The organism is Marivita sp. (assembly GCF_965656765.1).
GTDB lineage: Bacteria > Pseudomonadota > Alphaproteobacteria > Rhodobacterales > Rhodobacteraceae > Marivita.
On record NZ_CBFHLV010000006.1, the window covers coordinates 71,005 to 86,490 of the forward strand.

The 15,486-nt window shown below is 57.5% G+C and carries 16 protein-coding genes and 1 pseudogene; 9 read left to right on the forward strand and 8 right to left on the reverse strand.

The genetic code is table 11. The features are described from left to right. Positions 1-164: 164 nt before the first annotated feature. Complete coding sequence (gene lipA / locus ACTG4M_RS03480; protein ID WP_439122241.1) at positions 165-1,115, forward strand: lipoyl synthase; 951 nt, start codon at positions 165-167, stop codon at positions 1,113-1,115. Between the two features lie 61 nt (positions 1,116-1,176). Here lipA and ACTG4M_RS03485 read toward each other — a convergent pair whose 3' ends face one another. After that, complete coding sequence (locus ACTG4M_RS03485) at positions 1,177-2,058, reverse strand: c-type cytochrome (RefSeq protein ID WP_439122242.1); 882 nt, start codon at positions 2,056-2,058, stop codon at positions 1,177-1,179. A gap of 9 nt (positions 2,059-2,067) precedes the next feature. Continuing rightward, positions 2,068-2,532: a c-type cytochrome gene (locus ACTG4M_RS03490; RefSeq protein WP_439122243.1), complete on the reverse strand. Its 465-nt coding sequence runs from the start codon at positions 2,530-2,532 to the stop codon at positions 2,068-2,070. 97 nt (positions 2,533-2,629) lie between these two features. Here ACTG4M_RS03490 and ACTG4M_RS03495 point away from each other — a divergent pair, with 97 nt between their 5' ends. Further along, entirely contained in the window at positions 2,630-3,499 is an 870-nt protein-coding gene (locus ACTG4M_RS03495) for a LysR family transcriptional regulator (RefSeq protein WP_439122244.1), read from the forward strand. 10 nt (positions 3,500-3,509) lie between these two features. On the opposite strand, the gene ACTG4M_RS03500 is transcribed toward ACTG4M_RS03495, so the two are convergent. Both ACTG4M_RS03500 and hpt read right to left on the reverse strand, forming a co-directional pair. After that, the gene (locus ACTG4M_RS03500) at positions 3,510-3,695 is read right to left on the reverse strand and encodes a hypothetical protein (protein WP_439122245.1); all 186 of its coding nucleotides are present in this window, start codon (positions 3,693-3,695) and stop codon (positions 3,510-3,512) included. Further along, positions 3,692-4,234 carry a hypoxanthine phosphoribosyltransferase gene (gene hpt, locus ACTG4M_RS03505; protein ID WP_439122246.1) on the reverse strand — a complete coding sequence of 181 codons (543 nt, stop codon included), beginning with the start codon at positions 4,232-4,234 and terminating at the stop codon, positions 3,692-3,694. Before hpt ends, ACTG4M_RS03500 begins: the two co-directional genes overlap by 4 nt. Positions 4,235-4,306: 72 nt before the next feature. Between hpt and ACTG4M_RS03510 the strand changes: the two genes are divergently transcribed. Continuing rightward, positions 4,307-4,750: a type II toxin-antitoxin system RatA family toxin gene (locus ACTG4M_RS03510; RefSeq protein ID WP_439122247.1), complete on the forward strand. Its 444-nt coding sequence runs from the start codon at positions 4,307-4,309 to the stop codon at positions 4,748-4,750. Positions 4,751-4,804: 54 nt separating this feature from the next. On the opposite strand, the gene ACTG4M_RS03515 is transcribed toward ACTG4M_RS03510, so the two are convergent. The 4 genes from ACTG4M_RS03515 to ispF all read right to left on the reverse strand — a co-directional run bounded on the left by ACTG4M_RS03515 (position 4,805) and on the right by ispF (position 7,581). Next, positions 4,805-5,983, reverse strand: a complete 1,179-nt coding sequence (locus ACTG4M_RS03515) for an ammonium transporter (protein ID WP_439122248.1) — start codon at positions 5,981-5,983, stop codon at positions 4,805-4,807. A gap of 157 nt (positions 5,984-6,140) precedes the next feature. Next, positions 6,141-6,620, reverse strand: a complete 480-nt coding sequence (locus ACTG4M_RS03520) for a CinA family protein (RefSeq protein WP_439122249.1) — start codon at positions 6,618-6,620, stop codon at positions 6,141-6,143. Beyond that, positions 6,617-7,105 carry a phosphatidylglycerophosphatase A family protein gene (locus ACTG4M_RS03525; protein ID WP_439122250.1) on the reverse strand — a complete coding sequence of 163 codons (489 nt, stop codon included), beginning with the start codon at positions 7,103-7,105 and terminating at the stop codon, positions 6,617-6,619. Before ACTG4M_RS03525 ends, ACTG4M_RS03520 begins: the two co-directional genes overlap by 4 nt. After that, positions 7,102-7,581, reverse strand: a complete 480-nt coding sequence (ispF, locus tag ACTG4M_RS03530; RefSeq protein ID WP_439122251.1) for a 2-C-methyl-D-erythritol 2,4-cyclodiphosphate synthase — start codon at positions 7,579-7,581, stop codon at positions 7,102-7,104. Before ispF ends, ACTG4M_RS03525 begins: the two co-directional genes overlap by 4 nt. 207 nt (positions 7,582-7,788) lie before the next feature. Between ispF and dusB the strand changes: the two genes are divergently transcribed. The 6 genes and pseudogenes from dusB to ACTG4M_RS03560 form a co-directional block, all read left to right on the forward strand. Continuing rightward, positions 7,789-8,745, forward strand: a complete 957-nt coding sequence (gene dusB, locus ACTG4M_RS03535; protein WP_439122252.1) for a tRNA dihydrouridine synthase DusB — start codon at positions 7,789-7,791, stop codon at positions 8,743-8,745. Further along, positions 8,742-9,851: a two-component system sensor histidine kinase NtrB gene (locus tag ACTG4M_RS03540; RefSeq protein WP_439122253.1), complete on the forward strand. Its 1,110-nt coding sequence runs from the start codon at positions 8,742-8,744 to the stop codon at positions 9,849-9,851. The genes dusB and ACTG4M_RS03540 overlap by 4 nt, the downstream gene beginning before the upstream one ends. Further along, on the forward strand, positions 9,851-11,221 hold the full coding sequence (locus tag ACTG4M_RS03545) for a response regulator (protein WP_439122254.1): 1,371 nt from the start codon (positions 9,851-9,853) through the stop codon (positions 11,219-11,221). Before ACTG4M_RS03540 ends, ACTG4M_RS03545 begins: the two co-directional genes overlap by 1 nt. Positions 11,222-11,366: 145 nt before the next feature. Continuing rightward, on the forward strand, positions 11,367-13,625 hold the full coding sequence (locus tag ACTG4M_RS03550) for an ATP-binding protein (RefSeq protein ID WP_439122258.1): 2,259 nt from the start codon (positions 11,367-11,369) through the stop codon (positions 13,623-13,625). Positions 13,626-13,648: 23 nt separating this feature from the next. Continuing rightward, on the forward strand, positions 13,649-15,064 hold the full coding sequence (gene ntrX / locus ACTG4M_RS03555; RefSeq protein WP_439122255.1) for a nitrogen assimilation response regulator NtrX: 1,416 nt from the start codon (positions 13,649-13,651) through the stop codon (positions 15,062-15,064). A gap of 93 nt (positions 15,065-15,157) precedes the next feature. Beyond that, a pseudogene (locus tag ACTG4M_RS03560) lies at positions 15,158-15,486 on the forward strand (hypothetical protein); the annotation flags it as partial.

Consider the following 15,486-nt stretch of genomic DNA (forward strand, 5'->3'; position numbering starts at 1 on the left):
CAAGCCTGAGGGGCTCTTTGGCCCAAGACAACAGGGGAAAGGCGCAGGAGGTACTCGTTACTATTGGGAATTTGAAGCTGCAACGCAGCTATGCAACACTGGTACTACCTCCTGCTGGTTTATATGTTAGAGGAGTTATATTCTGAAAGTGCGGGGAAAAACCGTTGCGCGACCTCAAGATACCAGAACAGCGCCATCCGGAAAAAGCCCATCGTCCGGACAACGCCCAACCCAAGAAACCAAGCTGGATCAGGGTAAAGGCTCCGGGTGGCGAGGGCTATAACGAAACCCGCCGCATCATGCGCGAAAACAACCTCGTGACTGTGTGCGAAGAAGCGGGTTGTCCCAATGCTGGCGAATGCTGGTCGCAGGGTCACGCCACCATGATGATAATGGGCGATATCTGTACGCGCGGGTGCACGTTCTGCAATATCGCCACAGGTCGCCCGGACACGCTCGATGCGTTCGAGCCGGGCCGCGTGGCGGATGCGGTGCAAAAGCTGGGTTTGAACCACGTTGTCATAACGTCGGTGGATCGCGACGACCTCGAAGACGGCGGGGCCGAGCATTTTGCCCAAACCATTCGTGCGGTGCGCCATCGGTCGCCCAGCACAACGATTGAGATCCTGACACCTGATTTCCTGAAATGTGCGCCCGAGGTTCTGGAAACTGTGGTTGCCGCCAAACCAGACGTGTTCAACCACAATCTGGAAACCGTGCCAGGCCTCTATCCCGAAGTGCGTCCCGGTGCGCGTTATTTCCACAGCCTGCGCCTGTTGCAGCGTGTGAAAGAAATCGATCCGTCGATCTTTACCAAATCGGGCATCATGGTCGGTCTGGGCGAGGATCGTCAGTCGGTAATGCAAGTTATGGACGACATGCGAGCCGCTGATATCGATTTTCTAACCATCGGCCAGTACCTTCAGCCGACGCCGAAACACCATGCGGTGGACCGGTTCGTGACACCCGAAGAGTTTGCAGGCTACGAAAAAGCAGCCTACGGCAAGGGGTTCCTGATGGTCTCGGCCACGCCACTGACCCGGTCATCCTACCATGCCGGCGACGATTTTGCCCGCCTACGCAGCAACCGTGACGCCAAACTGGCCAAGGCATAACCGCTTCAACACCCGAACACCGGTAGAAAGTTCCAAACGGAATCACTTTCAGAGGCTTTTGCTATGGCAGCGCCTTGAGATAGGCGGCAACCGCCTCTCGATCGCTTGCGGGCAGTTTGGCGAAATTTTCGATCACAGCCACCATATGCCCACCGGCGCTGTCATAGTCTGGCGTAAACCCGGTCTCCAGGTAATACGCGATCTCGGTTGGACCCCATGTCAGGTCCTTTGGCGTCAAAGATGGAATTTGCCCGCGGCCGCTCGGGTTGGGTGCACCGGCAAGCCATTTGCTGCGGTCCATACCGCCTAGCACTGTTCTTGGGGTGTGGCACTCTCCACAATGCGCCAGGGCTTCGACCAAGTAGCGACCACGCTCGACCTCGGGAGTGTCGGCCGAAGCCATCACCCACGCGTCTTTCACGTAAAGGTGCTTCCAGACACCAACCGACCTGCGGATGTTGAACGGAAAGCCTACATCATGCGGTTGGCTGGGGGTGGCATCGGCTGGCAAGGTTTGCCAATAGGCCCAAAGGTCGACCACATCCTGATCCGTCATGTGCACATAAGAGGCATAGGGAAAGGCCGGGTAATAGTGCTGCCCGTCTGGCGACACGCCTTTTTTCACGGCACTTGCAAAATCGCCCAAGCTCCAGCTGCCGATCCCAGCGTCGGGATGCGGCGAAATATTGGGCGCGATAAAGGTACCGAAGTCCGAGTCGAATCTCTGACCACCGGCAAGGACAAGTTTGGCATCATCTTCAGCGTCAGGAGCGGCGTGACAAGACGCGCAACCCGACGCGATGAAAACGGTCTCACCTTTGGCCGGATCGCTGTCGCGCCCGACCAATGGACTGCTGTCGAGCGGCGTGGCGCGGGTCACGAACAGGCCTGCAGCCGCGAGGGCTGCAAGGCCGAAGGCACCAGCTATCAATCCACGCCGCATCTTTTCAGATCAGTTTGCGGGTGCGCGATGTGTGTCGTGGCACGCTTTGCAAGTGCCACCAATCTGCCCCATGACCGGGCCAAGACCTTCGACACCGCCCGATGCTGCAGCTTGGATCGCCTGCGCTGCTGTGCCGAAATCAGCCCATTTTGCGAGGAAATCATCGTTCTGATCCCAGATCGTCGTCTGGGCGCGGGTGCCGTCGATTGACATATCGTCTGACCCGGCGGGCCACATCGGCCCTTGCTGGATCATCGACACGGCAACCAGCGTGTCTGCGGCTGATTGCGCAGCGGCTGCATCATAATCCGTTTTGCCCTGCGCCATACCGCCCAGAATGCCAAGGTTGATCGCCATGATCCGAAACTGACCCTGACGCGCCTTTAACTGCGCCGAGAAATCGTCCTGTGCGTAAGCCGCCGTGCCACAGCCCAATGCTGCAAACGCGATAGCAAATGTGAGATACTTTTTCATTAATTTGAACTCCCTGAACTTTATATAGCCTATGAACTAGTATGCCGTGTGCGTTGCACAAATTAATTGTTAGAAAATGCAAATGGGGTCGGTATCCATGCACAATCTAAATTGGGACGATCTGCGATTTGTGCTTGCGGTCGCCGATACCGGATCGGTGAACGCAGCGGCGAAGGTGCTTGGCGTCAACCATGCAACGGTTTTGCGGCGCATCGCGTCGTTCGAGGAAACCTGCGGCGGCCCTGTCTTTGAGCGGGATCGTAGCGGCTATCGGCTTCGTCCCAATCGCGCACCTGTGATCGAAGCCGCGCGTCTTGCAGCCCAGCATGTGCAGTCTGCTAAAACATTGATGCAGGGGCAGTCCGGCGTGGTGGGCAAAACGCTCAAGCTCACATCGACTGATACATTCTGCCAAACAGTGCTTGCATGGATCTACCCCGCGTTGTCTCGGCGTATTCAGCCGGACCGGCTGGTCTATATGTCGTCCAATGCACATCTTGATATGGCGCGCCTACGGGCCGATATCGCGCTGCGCCCTGCCGTTGCCTTGCCAGATGACCTGATCGGCAAAAAAATAGCTCAGATGGGGTTTGCCGTCTATCGACGAGCGACTGTCACGGGTCCGACAAAATGGTTGGGTCTGACAGGGCCATTAGAACGCTCAAAGCCGGCACAATGGATGGCTAAAGAAATTGATACGGACGATATTTGTGCCGGTGCCGACAGCTTCAGCATGCTGACCCAGATGATCGCGCGCGGCAACGCTCAGACCATATTGCCTTGTATCTTGGGGGATGCAGTGCCTGATTTGGTGCGGATCCCTGACGTGGCACCTGAATTTAGTGTTCCTGTTTGGGTTGCCTGTCATCGTGATCTGGCTGGAAGTGAGCGTTTGCAAAGCCTTATGGAAAGTGTGGAAAAGCTGCTTCAATCGCATCTGTCCGCAATTGCAGGCGCCCCGGATTAACCCATCCGGTTCAGCGCAGCACCCGGTTTGGCACGCGTTCAGCTTCAAGCGACATCCACTCGGGCCAACCGACCCAACGTTCGATGGAATAGATTGCAAGGCATAGCGCGATCACACCCAATCCCAACTTGATCTGCGCCGGGCTTGGCGGATGACGTGCCCATTTTGCCATCCGCAACAGATGAAACCAGTTCACGCCTCAGGGAACCGCACCTTGCCAATAAAGGGCAGGTTGCGATTGCGCTGTGCATAGTCGATGCCATAGCCGACTACAAATTCATCAGGGATCGAGAATCCGATCCAATCCGCTGCCACATCGGTTTCGCGCCGCGACGGCTTGTCCAGCAACGCAATGGTCCGCAACCGCCCGGGATTGCGCGACTCGAGCAGACCAACCACGTGTTTCAGCGTGTGCCCGGTGTCGACAATATCTTCGACCACCAGCACGTCGCGGCCTTCAATCTGGCCGCGCAAGTCTTTGAGAATCCGCACCTCGCGGCTTGATTCCATGCTGTCGCCATAAGACGACGCCTCCAGGAAATCGACCTCCACTGGCAAGTCGAGTTCGCGAACCAGATCGGCGATAAACACGAAACTGCCGCGCAGCAGGCCGACGACGACCAGCTTGTTGGTGTCGCGGAATTCTTCTTTGATGGCGTTCGACAATTCCTCGATCCGGGCCGCAATTGCTTTGGCCGAGATCATTTCGTCGATGACATAAGGACGCTCTGACATAGGTTTCCCTTGATTTTTCGCGCGCACAATACGACATCCCCCGCCACTGTCACGGTCAAAACAAAAGAGCAGATGCCAACACATTCCGAAACACGCACCCTGCCGTACACGGCGCAGCAGATGTATGATCTTGTCGCGGACGTTGCGAATTACCCTAAATTCCTGCCGTGGACAGCGGCGGCGCGCATCCGGTCGCGCGAAGACCGGGGCGATCATGTGGAAATGCTGGCCGATCTGGTGATCAGTTTCAAGGTGTTCCGCGAACGCTTCGGCAGCCGTGTGGTCCTGTGGCCGGATCAACAGAAGATCGACACCGAATATCTGGATGGACCGTTTCGGCATATGCACTCGAATTGGGCGTTCAAGGATGTAGAGGACGGAGTCGAGGTGACGTTCTTCGTCGATTTCGAATTCAAGAACCGCATCCTGCAAGGCGCGGCTGGCATGTTCTTTTACGAAGCGATGCAGCGCATTGTCCGCGCGTTTGAACGTCGCGCCGCAGAGCTTTACACCTGAAATGCAAAAAGCGGGCCGCTAAGCCCGCTTTCCAATTTCATGCGATCCAAACGATCAGGACGCGTGGTCGTAGGCCCGTTCGCCGTGCACCATGATGTCGAGGCCCGAATTCTCGGTTTCATCATCAACCCGTAGCGGCGTGACCATTTTGACCACAATGATCAAAACGACGGTCACGACGGTTGTGAACACACCGACGATCGCCAACGACCCCAATTGCGCCGCCCAACTGCCGGCGCCAAACGCTGCTATCATGATCGTGCCGAAAATGCCGCCAACGCCATGCACGGCGAACACATCGAGCGTGTCGTCGATCTTGAGCAAGTTGCGGATCACATTCACTGCTTCCTGACACAGGATGCCTGCAATCGCCCCGATGATCAGCGCCTCGACAGGGCCAACAAACCCAGAGGCCGGGGTAATGGACGCGAGGCCCGCAATGGTGCCTGTCACCATACCGATCAGCGATGCTTTGCCGAACTTGACCTTTTCCCAAAGCGCCCATGTAAGTGAGGCTGTCGCCGCCGAGATATGCGTAACTGTCAGCGCCATCGCGGCTCCGCCGTCTGCTGCCAGTTGTGATCCACCGTTAAAGCCGAACCAGCCAACCCACAGCATCGCTGCACCGATCATCACATAGCCGGGGTTGTGTGGTGGGGTGGTGTGATTCTTGCGCGGCCCAAGAAAGACGGCGATCAAAAGCGCCGCGATCCCAGCCGTTTCATGCACCACGATGCCGCCTGCAAAGTCACGCACACCGGTGTCGCCAAAGATGCCGCCATCGGACAGGAACCCTCCGCCCCAAACCCAATGCACCACCGGCGCATAGCAAAGCAGCATCCAAAGCCCCGAGAACAGCATAACGAACCCGAAACCAACCCGCTCGACATAAGCACCAACAATCAAGGCTGGGGTGATGATTGCGAATGTCATCTGGAAGGCAAAGAACAGAATCTCGGGCAGGGTGCCTGCCAAATCATCGGTGCTGACCCCCAAAAGGAACATTTTGCCGAGACCACCCCAGTATGCGTCGCCATCGCCGAATGCGATGGAATAGCCGAAGGCGAGCCACAGAACGCTCATCAAACAGGCAATTGCATAACAATGCATGAAGACACTCAGCACATTTCGCGCACGTACCAGGCCGCCGTAAAACAGGGCAAGCCCTGGTAGTGTCATGAACAACACAAGCGCTGTTGCAACGATTATCCAGGCCGTATCGGCTCCGTTCATCTGTCCCATCCTTTGATTTGACTTTGTTTCGCGCGGTCAAAGCGGAACAGGTTCGCGGAAAAAAGAGGCGATATGCGATTTGCGCTGCCCTAAAATCAAGCAGACATATAATTGTTTAATTAATGGGCGATTTGGGTGGTTATTGCTGAAAATTAAATCACTTCACGTTTAGCGCGTCGATGATCAATTCAAGTGCCGTGTCACGCGCTGCCGCTCTGACAGCGGCGCGTCCAAGCGCGCCGAATTCTACCGTTTTGGTCTGTATCGTGTCCGCTGTTGCGATACCAAAGCAGACGCGCCCCTCGGGTTTGAACTCTGACCCGCCCGGCCCGGCGATCCCGCTGATTGATACCGCCACGGTCGCCTGCGCCGCCGCTCTGGCGCCCAAAGCCATTTCGCGGGCGACCTCTTCGGACACGGCGCCATGTGCATCCAGTGCAGAGGCTGATACCCCCAGCATATCGATCTTGGCTTGGTTCGAATAGGTGACGAATCCCCGCTCAAAAACACTGGATGATCCAGCCACGTCGGTTATGGCCGCCGCTACCATCCCGCCAGTGCAGCTTTCCGCAGTTGTCACTGTGGCGCCAGCCTGCAGCGCCAAACGCAAAACAGTGTCGGACAGCGCTTCATTCACATGAGCACCAAATGGAATAGCGCTGCCAGCGCGATCACGCCAATCGCTGCAAACACGCCTGCGATCACGTCGTCCAGCATCACACCCAGCGCATCGCCCCGTGCATCCGCTTGGCCGACCAGCCACGGCTTCCAGATGTCAAATAGCCGAAACAAAACAAACGCTGCGATCCAGCCGGGGTAAAGCGCCAGCAAATCGGCTGACATCATCGTTGCCCCGTAAGCCACTGGAAACAGGGCGATCCACTGGCCAACCACTTCATCAACCACGATATAGGACGGATCGTGATCGTCCTGACCACGGGTCAGTTCGCGCGCGGCGATCCAACCTGACATGAAGACAAAGAAAGTCAGGTTCACCAACAACCAGAACCCGCCGATCGACAAGACAGCATAGGCCACGGGCAATGCCGCAAGCGACCCCCAAGTGCCGGGTGCAGGGCGCAGGTATCCAACGCCGAAAAACGTCGCGATGATCTTGTTCATGTCGTCACCAATGCGGCAGTCGCCAGCGCTGCGATTCCTTCACCGCGCCCTGTAAAGCCAAGCTTTTCAGACGTTGTCGCCTTGACCGAGATATCTTCGATCGGCAATCCCATGATCGCCGCCAAAGCGGCGCGCATTGCGTCGGCATTTGGCCCGATTTTGGGAAATTCACAAACCAGCGTGCAGTCCACGTTGCAGATTTCGTACCCGGCATCTCGCGCCATCTGGACGGCGTGTTTCAGGAAGATTTCGCTTGCAGCACCTTTCCACTGCGGATCCGACGGCGGAAAATGCCGGCCGATGTCACCTGCAGCCAGCGCGCCATACAGCGCATCTGTGATCGCATGCATGCCGACATCCGCATCAGAGTGCCCCATAAGGGCCTGATCGTGCGGTACGTTCACGCCACACAGCACAACATGGTCGCCGGGACCGAACTTGTGAACATCATAGCCGTTGCCCAGCCGCACTTTCATATGCAAACCCCTTGAATTGCTGTGGCTTGTCTAAGGTTTGTCCGGGGGCTGTGCAATCGTTCGGGTGTGGGTGCCTAATAATTAAGCACATGGGTGTCCGCGGTCTGTTTTTCAGGCGAATACCATTGAATGGCGTGCTGCCACAGCGTAGCTCAAGGGCATCAATCAAGGATTGCATTGGTGACTCCGTCAGTTCCAGAAAGCCTCATGTCGCCCCCTGTGCTTCTTGCACCGTTGGCAGGGATAACAGACCTTCCGTTCAGGTCATTGGTGTCGCGTTTTGGCGCAGGGCGCGTCGTGTCTGAAATGATCGCGAGCGGCGAATTCCTGACAGCGCGGCCCGGAACCCGGGAAAAAGCAGAGCTTGGGGCAGGGATCGGCAATACCTCTGTTCAACTGGCAGGCCGCACACCTGACGCGATGGCCGAAGCAGCGCGCATGGTCGAGGGCATGGGCGCACAGGTGATCGACATCAACATGGGCTGCCCGGCGAAAAAGGTTGTTGGCGGTTATTCCGGGTCAGCGCTGTTGCGCGATCTTGATCATGCCTGTCGCTTGATCGACGCGGTGGTCGCCGCGGTGAATGTACCCGTCACGCTAAAGACCCGGTTAGGCTGGGATGACGCCTCGCACAATGCGGCAGAGCTTGCACAGCGCGCCGAAACCATCGGCATCGCGATGATTGTGATTCACGGCCGTACCCGGTGCCAGTTCTACAAAGGCCAAGCCGATTGGCGCGCCATCCGCGAGGTCAAGAACGCGGTGTCGATCCCTGTGGTCGCCAATGGCGATATCGTCGACACCACTTCCGCCCGCACGGCATTGGATCAAAGCGGCGCTGATGGTGTGATGGTGGGCCGAGGTGCGCAGGGCCGTCCATGGGTTTTGGCGCAGATTGCCGCTGATATCTTTGACACGCCCGCGCCAACCGTGCCTCGGGGCCAGGCGATGGTTGATATGGTCGCCGAACACTACGACGCGATGCTGTCTTTCTATGGCCGTGACCTCGGTAGTCGTGTCGCGCGCAAACACCTGGGGTGGTACATGGATGATGCTCAGACTGAAGCCGTTCTGCGCAAGTCGATCCTCACCACCAAAGATCCGGCAAACGTGTTTGCATCATTGCCAGATGCGCTTTTGACCGATGCGAGGCAGGCTGCATGACAAAAGAAGATCAGGACGTGCCGACTGTGGTGGATGAACGGCTGATTTGGTCGTCGCTTCCGGTGCCTGCCATCGTCATAGACAATGATGAAAATATCCTTGACATGAACCCGGCGGCCGAAGGGTTTATGAACAATTCCGCCAAATGGTTGCGTGGGCAACCGATCTGGGACCGGTTGACCGTCGATGCCCCAATGGAAAAAAGCCTGATCCGGGCGCGGGCGAACGGAACGCCACTATTCGTCAACGATGTGGATGTCGGCACAGGGAACCGTCCACCGCTTGTGTGCAATCTGCAATTTGCGCCTGTGCAAGGGCAAGACGGCTGCATGATCCTGCTTATCAGTCCGCGCGAATTGGCCGGGCGTGTCAATCAAAGCCAGTCTGTCAAATCCGCTGCCAAGTCGGCCATCGGCATGGCGGAAATGCTCGCGCACGAGATCAAGAACCCCTTGGCTGGGATCACCGGCGCGGCTCAGCTTCTGAGCATGAACCTCACCAACGAGGATCTTGAGCTGACTGACCTGATCGTCGCTGAAACCCGGCGCATTGTGAAGCTGTTGGAACAGGTCGAACAGTTCGGCAATCTGTCTGCGCCGGAACGCAAACCGGTAAACCTGCATGATGTGCTGGACCGCGCACGCCGCTCGGCTTTGCTGGGCTTCGGCGCGCATATGAAAATCATCGAAGATTACGACCCCTCGCTGCCCTTGGCGCTGGGGGATTCTGATCAATTGCTTCAGGTGATTTTGAACCTGATCAAGAACGCGTCCGAGGCGTCGGATCCTAAGGCGGGTGGCACCATTCGCCTGCACACCTATTACGAACACAGCTACAGCCTGCGTCGCGCTGACGGGTCGGGCCAATCGCTGCCATTGCAAGTCGAGGTGATCGATGATGGCCCCGGGCTGCCGCCCGAAATCAAAGGGGATGTATTCGATCCTTTTGTGTCGGGCCGTGAGAACGGCACCGGCCTTGGCCTCGCTTTGGTTAGCAAAATTATATCGGATCATGACGGTTGGGTCGCTGTAGACAGCGTCCCGGGCAAAACCCGCTTTCGCATCTCATTGCCGCAAGCACCGCGCAAACAAAAGGAGTCAAACTGATGGATGGTACGGTACTTGTCGCGGATGATGATCGCACGATCCGCACGGTTCTTACACAGGCGCTGACGCGGGCAGGGTGCAAAGTGCATGCGACTTCGTCGCTCACGACGCTGATGCGCTGGGTCGCCGAAGGCAAAGGTGATGTCGTGATTTCGGACGTGATCATGCCCGATGGCAACGGGCTCGAAATGCTGCCAAAGATCTCACAAGACCGCCCTGATCTGCCAGTCATCGTGATTTCCGCTCAGAATACCATCATGACCGCTATTCAGGCCGCCGAGGCCGAAGCCTACGATTACCTGCCCAAACCGTTCGACTTGCCGGATTTGATGAAGCGCACCGCCAAGGCGCTTGATTCCCGCAGCCGGGTCGCGCGCCCAACAGCGGAACGCGTGGCCACCGATGCGCCTGACGATCTGCCATTGATTGGCAAGACCCCGGCAATGCAGGCGTTGTACCGCTTGGTCGCCAAAGTGATGAACACCGATCTGCCTGTGCTGATCTGCGGCGAATCCGGCACCGGAAAATCGCTGATCGCTCGGGCTTTACACGACTTTTCCGACCGCAGGTCTTTGCCGTTTGTCACTGTCACCGGCAGCGATCTGTCCGATATCGAAGGCCCGGCGCGCATTCTGGCCAGGGTACGCGGTGGTACGCTCTTGATTGACGAAGTGGCCGATGTCCCCGACGAAGTGCAGGCGCGCATCGTGCGCATGATGGACGGCGCCAGCGACAACGTTCCGCGCTTTATCGCGACCAGCCAGACGGATCCGGGGCAGGGCATCTCTGACAGTGGCGTGCGCGAAGATCTCTATTACCGCATCAGTGGCGCAACAATCTCGGTGCCGTCCTTGCGGGAACGCGTGGATGATATCGCGCTGCTCAGTGAGCATTTCCTCGCCAGGGCTGAACGCGATGGCGGTTCGAAACGCTGGCTGTCTGAAGACGCCGCCGACCTGTTCCGTGCCTACAGTTGGCCGGGCAATGTACGCCAGCTTGAAAACGTCGTTCGCCGCCTCAGCCTTACCTCGCGCGCGGACGAGATCACCCGCGCCGAGGTCGAGAACGTTCTGGGCAACCAGCCCGAAACCGGCCCAGTCCTGCGGGGCGGTGACAGCGAGAAACTCAGCACCTCGGTGGCCCGCCACCTGCGCCGATACTTCGATTTGCACGGCACGATGCTGCCGCCCCCGGGGCTGTATCCGCGAATCTTGCGTGAAATCGAAGCGCCTCTGATCGAAATCGCACTCGAAGCGACGGGTGGAAATCAGGCCAAGTGTGCGGATTTGCTCGGAATCAACCGTAATACGTTGAGAAAGAAGATCACTGACCTCGATATTCAGGTGACACGCCGCCGTAAATTGATGTAAAACTGCCACATAATAGTGTTCTGTCGGTGACGCAGTTGGACGGAAGCACAATATATGGCGGTAGCCGGGCTGCGCGGCACATCTAGGCGAGGGGTTGGCTGTGGCCACCTGGGCACGCTCTTGGAACTGGACTCGGCTGAGCCGGATGCGTCGGCAACGGCGCTACCAGAATGCTATGACCCTTGGTCTGGTGTTGCTTGGTCCAATTCTGGCAATCGCCACGATCCTCGTACTGGGACCCTTGGACACGGGCGCAGGCGCGCAGTTTAACCTGCGGCTCGTTCTGTTGGCCGACCTAATCTATGTGCTTCTGCTGGCAGCGCTCGTGCTCAGCCGGGTGGTCAATCTGATCGCTGCGCGCCGCGCAAAATCCGCCGGATCACGATTGCATTTGCGTCTTACGGGCGCGTTTGCCCTGATGGCGCTTTTGCCAACGATCACGGTCGCGGTCTTTGCCGTTCTGACGATCAATATCGGGCTTGAAACGTGGTTTTCCGAACGAGTGCGCAACGTGGTCGGTGCGTCACTGTCCGCCGCCGAAGCTTATGAGCAGGAACACCGCGAAGCATTGACCCAAGACGCTGAGGCGCTTGGTGCGTTCCTTGATGCCAACCGTCGCGCTACATTTATCATGGACGATGGCGAATTGCGGCAGGCGTTAAGCCAGGGTCAGGCGCAAATTCAGCGCGGCTTGCGCGAGGCCTATGTCATCGACGGGGCAGGCGAAATTCGTGCGCGTGGCGAAGGGTCGTACCTTTTTGACTACGAACGCCCAACCCCCGAAGTGATCGCCGAAGGCGGAGAGCTGGGCATCGCTTTGGTGCAGGACTGGGACAACAATGAACTGCGCGCGCTTATCCCGCTGCGCGCGTTCACTGACCGGTATCTTTTCATCACGCGCGAAGTTGATGGTCAGATTCTCAACCTGCTGGACGACACGCAGGAAACTGCACGGTTTTACCAACAACAAGAAAATGACCGTGGTCGCGTTCTGTTTGATTTTGCTCTGCTTTATCTAGGGTTTGCGTTTCTGCTTATCCTTGCCGCCGTGTGGTTGGGCTTGTGGTTCGCAGAACGGCTCAGCCGTCCTGTGGGCCGTCTGACCGGTGCTGCACAGCGTGTCGGCTCGGGTGATTTGGATGTAAAAGTTGTCGAGGAAGAGGGCGACGATGAAATCGCTATGCTGGGCCGGTACTTCAATCAAATGACCCGGCAATTGAAGGGCCAGCGCGAAACGCTGCTCGACAATACGCGTCAGATCGAACGCCGACAGCGCCTGTTCGATTCGGTGCTGACATCCGTCACGTCGGGCGTTGTCGGGCTCGATGCCGATGGGCGGGTGACGTTTGTGAACCGTTCTGCGGAACGGCTGCTGGCGTGGCATGAAAACCAACGCAGTGTTGAGATTACGATGGCGGTGCCGGAGTTCGGACCGTTGTTCGATCGCTTGCGTGACCAAGGCATTGAAACCGCTCAGGAAGAGGTCAAGGTCAGCCGCGAGGGCCGGCTGGAAAATCTGCTGGTGCGCCTGTCCACCCGGCGACGCGAAGACGGCGGTCTAGAAGGCTACGTGATCGCGTTCGACGACGTGACCGATCTGGTCAGCGCCCAACGCATGGCCGCTTGGGGGGATGTGGCGCGTCGCATCGCGCATGAGATCAAGAACCCTCTTACACCAATTCAGCTGTCCGCTGAACGTATCCGCCGCAAGTTTCGGCGTCAGTTGACAGGCGAAGATGCTGAAAGTCTTGAGCAGTTGACAGAAGTTATTGTTCGTCAAACCAATGACTTACGGCGTATTGTTGATGAATTTTCCAAATTTGCGCGGATGCCCGAGCCTGAACGCAAACCCGAAGATGTCGTCGATATCCTGCGCGGTGTGATCCTGCTGCAAGAAGCCGGGCAGCCCGATGTTCGGATCGTATCCAACATGCCGGGTCATGGCATTCCAGCCGAAATCGACGCGACGATGATTGGTCAGGCCTTTACAAATCTTGTGAAGAACGCCGGGGAAGCCATTGAAAGCTTTGTAGAAGCCACTCCAGATGCAGACGTGTCACCCGAGATCAGGATCGCCTGTCAGCGGAGCGATAACGATGAATTTGCCGAAATTCGCATCTCGGATAACGGGATCGGATTGCCCGAAGATCCGTCACGGCTGTTCGAGCCATATGTGACAACACGCGAAAAAGGCACCGGTCTGGGCCTGCCGATCGTGAAAAAGATCATCGAAGAACATGGCGGTACCCTGACCCTCGAACAGGCTGCCCCCTTCGATGACACAGACCGTTGTGGGGCAATGGCGGTGGTCCGTTTGCCTGTATTGGTGGAAGTTGAAAATGGCACTGTGAATAAGATGTTAGAGGCCGATGCTCAGGCAAAGGCAACAGAATCTGAGACGTGACGTTCAATGATAAAGGTGAGGTTATGAGCGATATACTGATTGTAGACGATGAGCGCGATATCCGCGAACTGATCGGCGATATCCTTGAGGACGAAGGCTATACAACGCGGCTTGCGGGCAACTCGTCCGAAGCGATGACCGAAATCAACGCCGAAGAGCCGGCGCTGCTCATACTCGATATCTGGCTCAAAGACAGCAAGATGGACGGGATCGATATCCTTAAGACCGTCAAACGTGACAATCCGGATGTGCCGGTGGTGATCATTTCGGGTCACGGCAATATCGAAATCGCGGTCGCGGCGATCAAGCAAGGTGCGTATGATTTCATCGAAAAACCTTTTAACATCGATCAGTTGCTTGTCGTGATCCGGCGCGCGATGGAAACCAGCCGTCTGCGCCGTGAGAACAACAAACTCAAACGTCGCGAAACCGATGTCGCGCAGATGGTTGGCGAATGTGCCTCGTATCGTGGTTTGGTTTCGAACCTCGACAAGGTGACAAAATCCAACGGTCGCGTTTTACTATCCGGGCCTGCTGGCAGCGGCAAAGAAGTCGCCGCTCGGTACATCCACGCCAATTCCAACCGTGTCAGCGCACCTTTCGTGACCGTGAATTGTGCGGGCGTTGCGCCAGAAACAATGGAAGAGGTGTTGTTTGGCCGCGAAACACCCGAACGCGGGGTCGAACCGGGCCTGTTGGAGCAGGCGCATGGGGGTGTGATTTATTTCGACGAGGTCGCGGACATGCCGCTTGGCACTCAGTCCAAAATCCTGCGCGTGCTCGTGGATCAGCAATTCCAACGCGTCGGCGGCGCCGACAAGGTTCGGGTGGACCTGCGTGTGATTTCGTCGACCAACCGCGATCTGCCAACCGAAATCGCAGCTGGCACCTTCCGCGAGGAACTCTATCACCGGCTGAATGTCGTGCCGATCTCTGTCCCCAGCCTTGAGGACCGTCGCGAAGACATCCCGATGCTGGCCGAGCATTTCATCGACCTTTTCAACCAGACGCAAGGCTTGCCCAAGCGCGCTCTGAGCAGTGATGCTGTGGCGTTGCTGCAAACGATGATCTGGCCGGGCAATGTGCGCCAGCTCAAGAACCTGATTGAAAGGGTGCTGATCCTGGGCGACGGCACCGGTGACATCGCCGCGCGGGAGCTTCCACAAGACAGCGCGCAGGCCGAAGACGAGGATGGGCGCGTGGTGCTGTCGGGAACGCTTGCCACGATGCCCCTGCGCGAGGCGCGCGAGGCATTCGAGCGGGAATACCTGCTGACCCAGATCAACCGCTTTGGAGGCAATATCAGCCGCACGGCGAGCTTTGTGGGAATGGAGCGCAGCGCGTTGCATCGCAAACTGAAGTCGTTGGGCGTGGTTACCAGCTCCAAGGCGGGCAGCCGGGTGGCGTATCTCGAGGATGAGGTGGAGCAGGCGTCCTAAACGTTAACCTGTTGTCCGTGAACAACGTTTTGCCATGCGACATGCATGCGCTAAATCTTTGTCCATTGGTAAAACACAGACTTGGTTTGAGACATGCGCCACCGTTTTCTTGCCTTCTGTTTGGTCGTTCTGGCCAGCGGTTCGTTGGTTCCCGCTGCGGCCTCTTCGGTTTTCCTCGCATCTGATACGGTGCAAAAGACACGGCAGCTTGACCCAAACGCGGTGGATCGGGCGGCGTGGGAGTTTGCGCAGGAGCTGGACACGGAGGATGCGTATCGCGCGTATCTTGAGGCGTTCCCGGACGGTTTGTTTCGCAGCGACGCGCAGGCGCAGCTTGGGATTGAGGAACCTGAACCGGAACCCGACCGACCGCGGTCGTCGCTGGTGTTGGTAAACCCGCCGCTGGAGGCTTGCGAGGTTTG

Excerpts from the sequence above, each read along its gene's own strand:
- ACTG4M_RS03510 (WP_439122247.1), top strand. The coding sequence starts at position 4,307 with ATGCCAACACATTCCGAAACACGCACCCTGCCGTACACGGCGCAGCAG.
- ACTG4M_RS03525 (WP_439122250.1), bottom strand. The coding sequence starts at position 7,105 with ATGAACAAGATCATCGCGACGTTTTTCGGCGTTGGATACCTGCGCCCT.
- ACTG4M_RS03540 (WP_439122253.1), top strand. The coding sequence starts at position 8,742 with ATGACAAAAGAAGATCAGGACGTGCCGACTGTGGTGGATGAACGGCTG.
- hpt (WP_439122246.1), bottom strand. The coding sequence starts at position 4,234 with ATGTCAGAGCGTCCTTATGTCATCGACGAAATGATCTCGGCCAAAGCA.
- ACTG4M_RS03515 (WP_439122248.1), bottom strand. The coding sequence starts at position 5,983 with ATGAACGGAGCCGATACGGCCTGGATAATCGTTGCAACAGCGCTTGTG.
- ntrX (WP_439122255.1), top strand. The coding sequence starts at position 13,649 with ATGAGCGATATACTGATTGTAGACGATGAGCGCGATATCCGCGAACTG.
- ispF (WP_439122251.1), bottom strand. The coding sequence starts at position 7,581 with ATGAAAGTGCGGCTGGGCAACGGCTATGATGTTCACAAGTTCGGTCCC.
- ACTG4M_RS03490 (WP_439122243.1), bottom strand. The coding sequence starts at position 2,532 with ATGAAAAAGTATCTCACATTTGCTATCGCGTTTGCAGCATTGGGCTGT.
- ACTG4M_RS03495 (WP_439122244.1), top strand. The coding sequence starts at position 2,630 with ATGCACAATCTAAATTGGGACGATCTGCGATTTGTGCTTGCGGTCGCC.
- ACTG4M_RS03545 (WP_439122254.1), top strand. The coding sequence starts at position 9,851 with ATGGATGGTACGGTACTTGTCGCGGATGATGATCGCACGATCCGCACG.
- dusB (WP_439122252.1), top strand. The coding sequence starts at position 7,789 with ATGTCGCCCCCTGTGCTTCTTGCACCGTTGGCAGGGATAACAGACCTT.
- ACTG4M_RS03485 (WP_439122242.1), bottom strand. The coding sequence starts at position 2,058 with ATGCGGCGTGGATTGATAGCTGGTGCCTTCGGCCTTGCAGCCCTCGCG.
- ACTG4M_RS03550 (WP_439122258.1), top strand. The coding sequence starts at position 11,367 with ATGCGTCGGCAACGGCGCTACCAGAATGCTATGACCCTTGGTCTGGTG.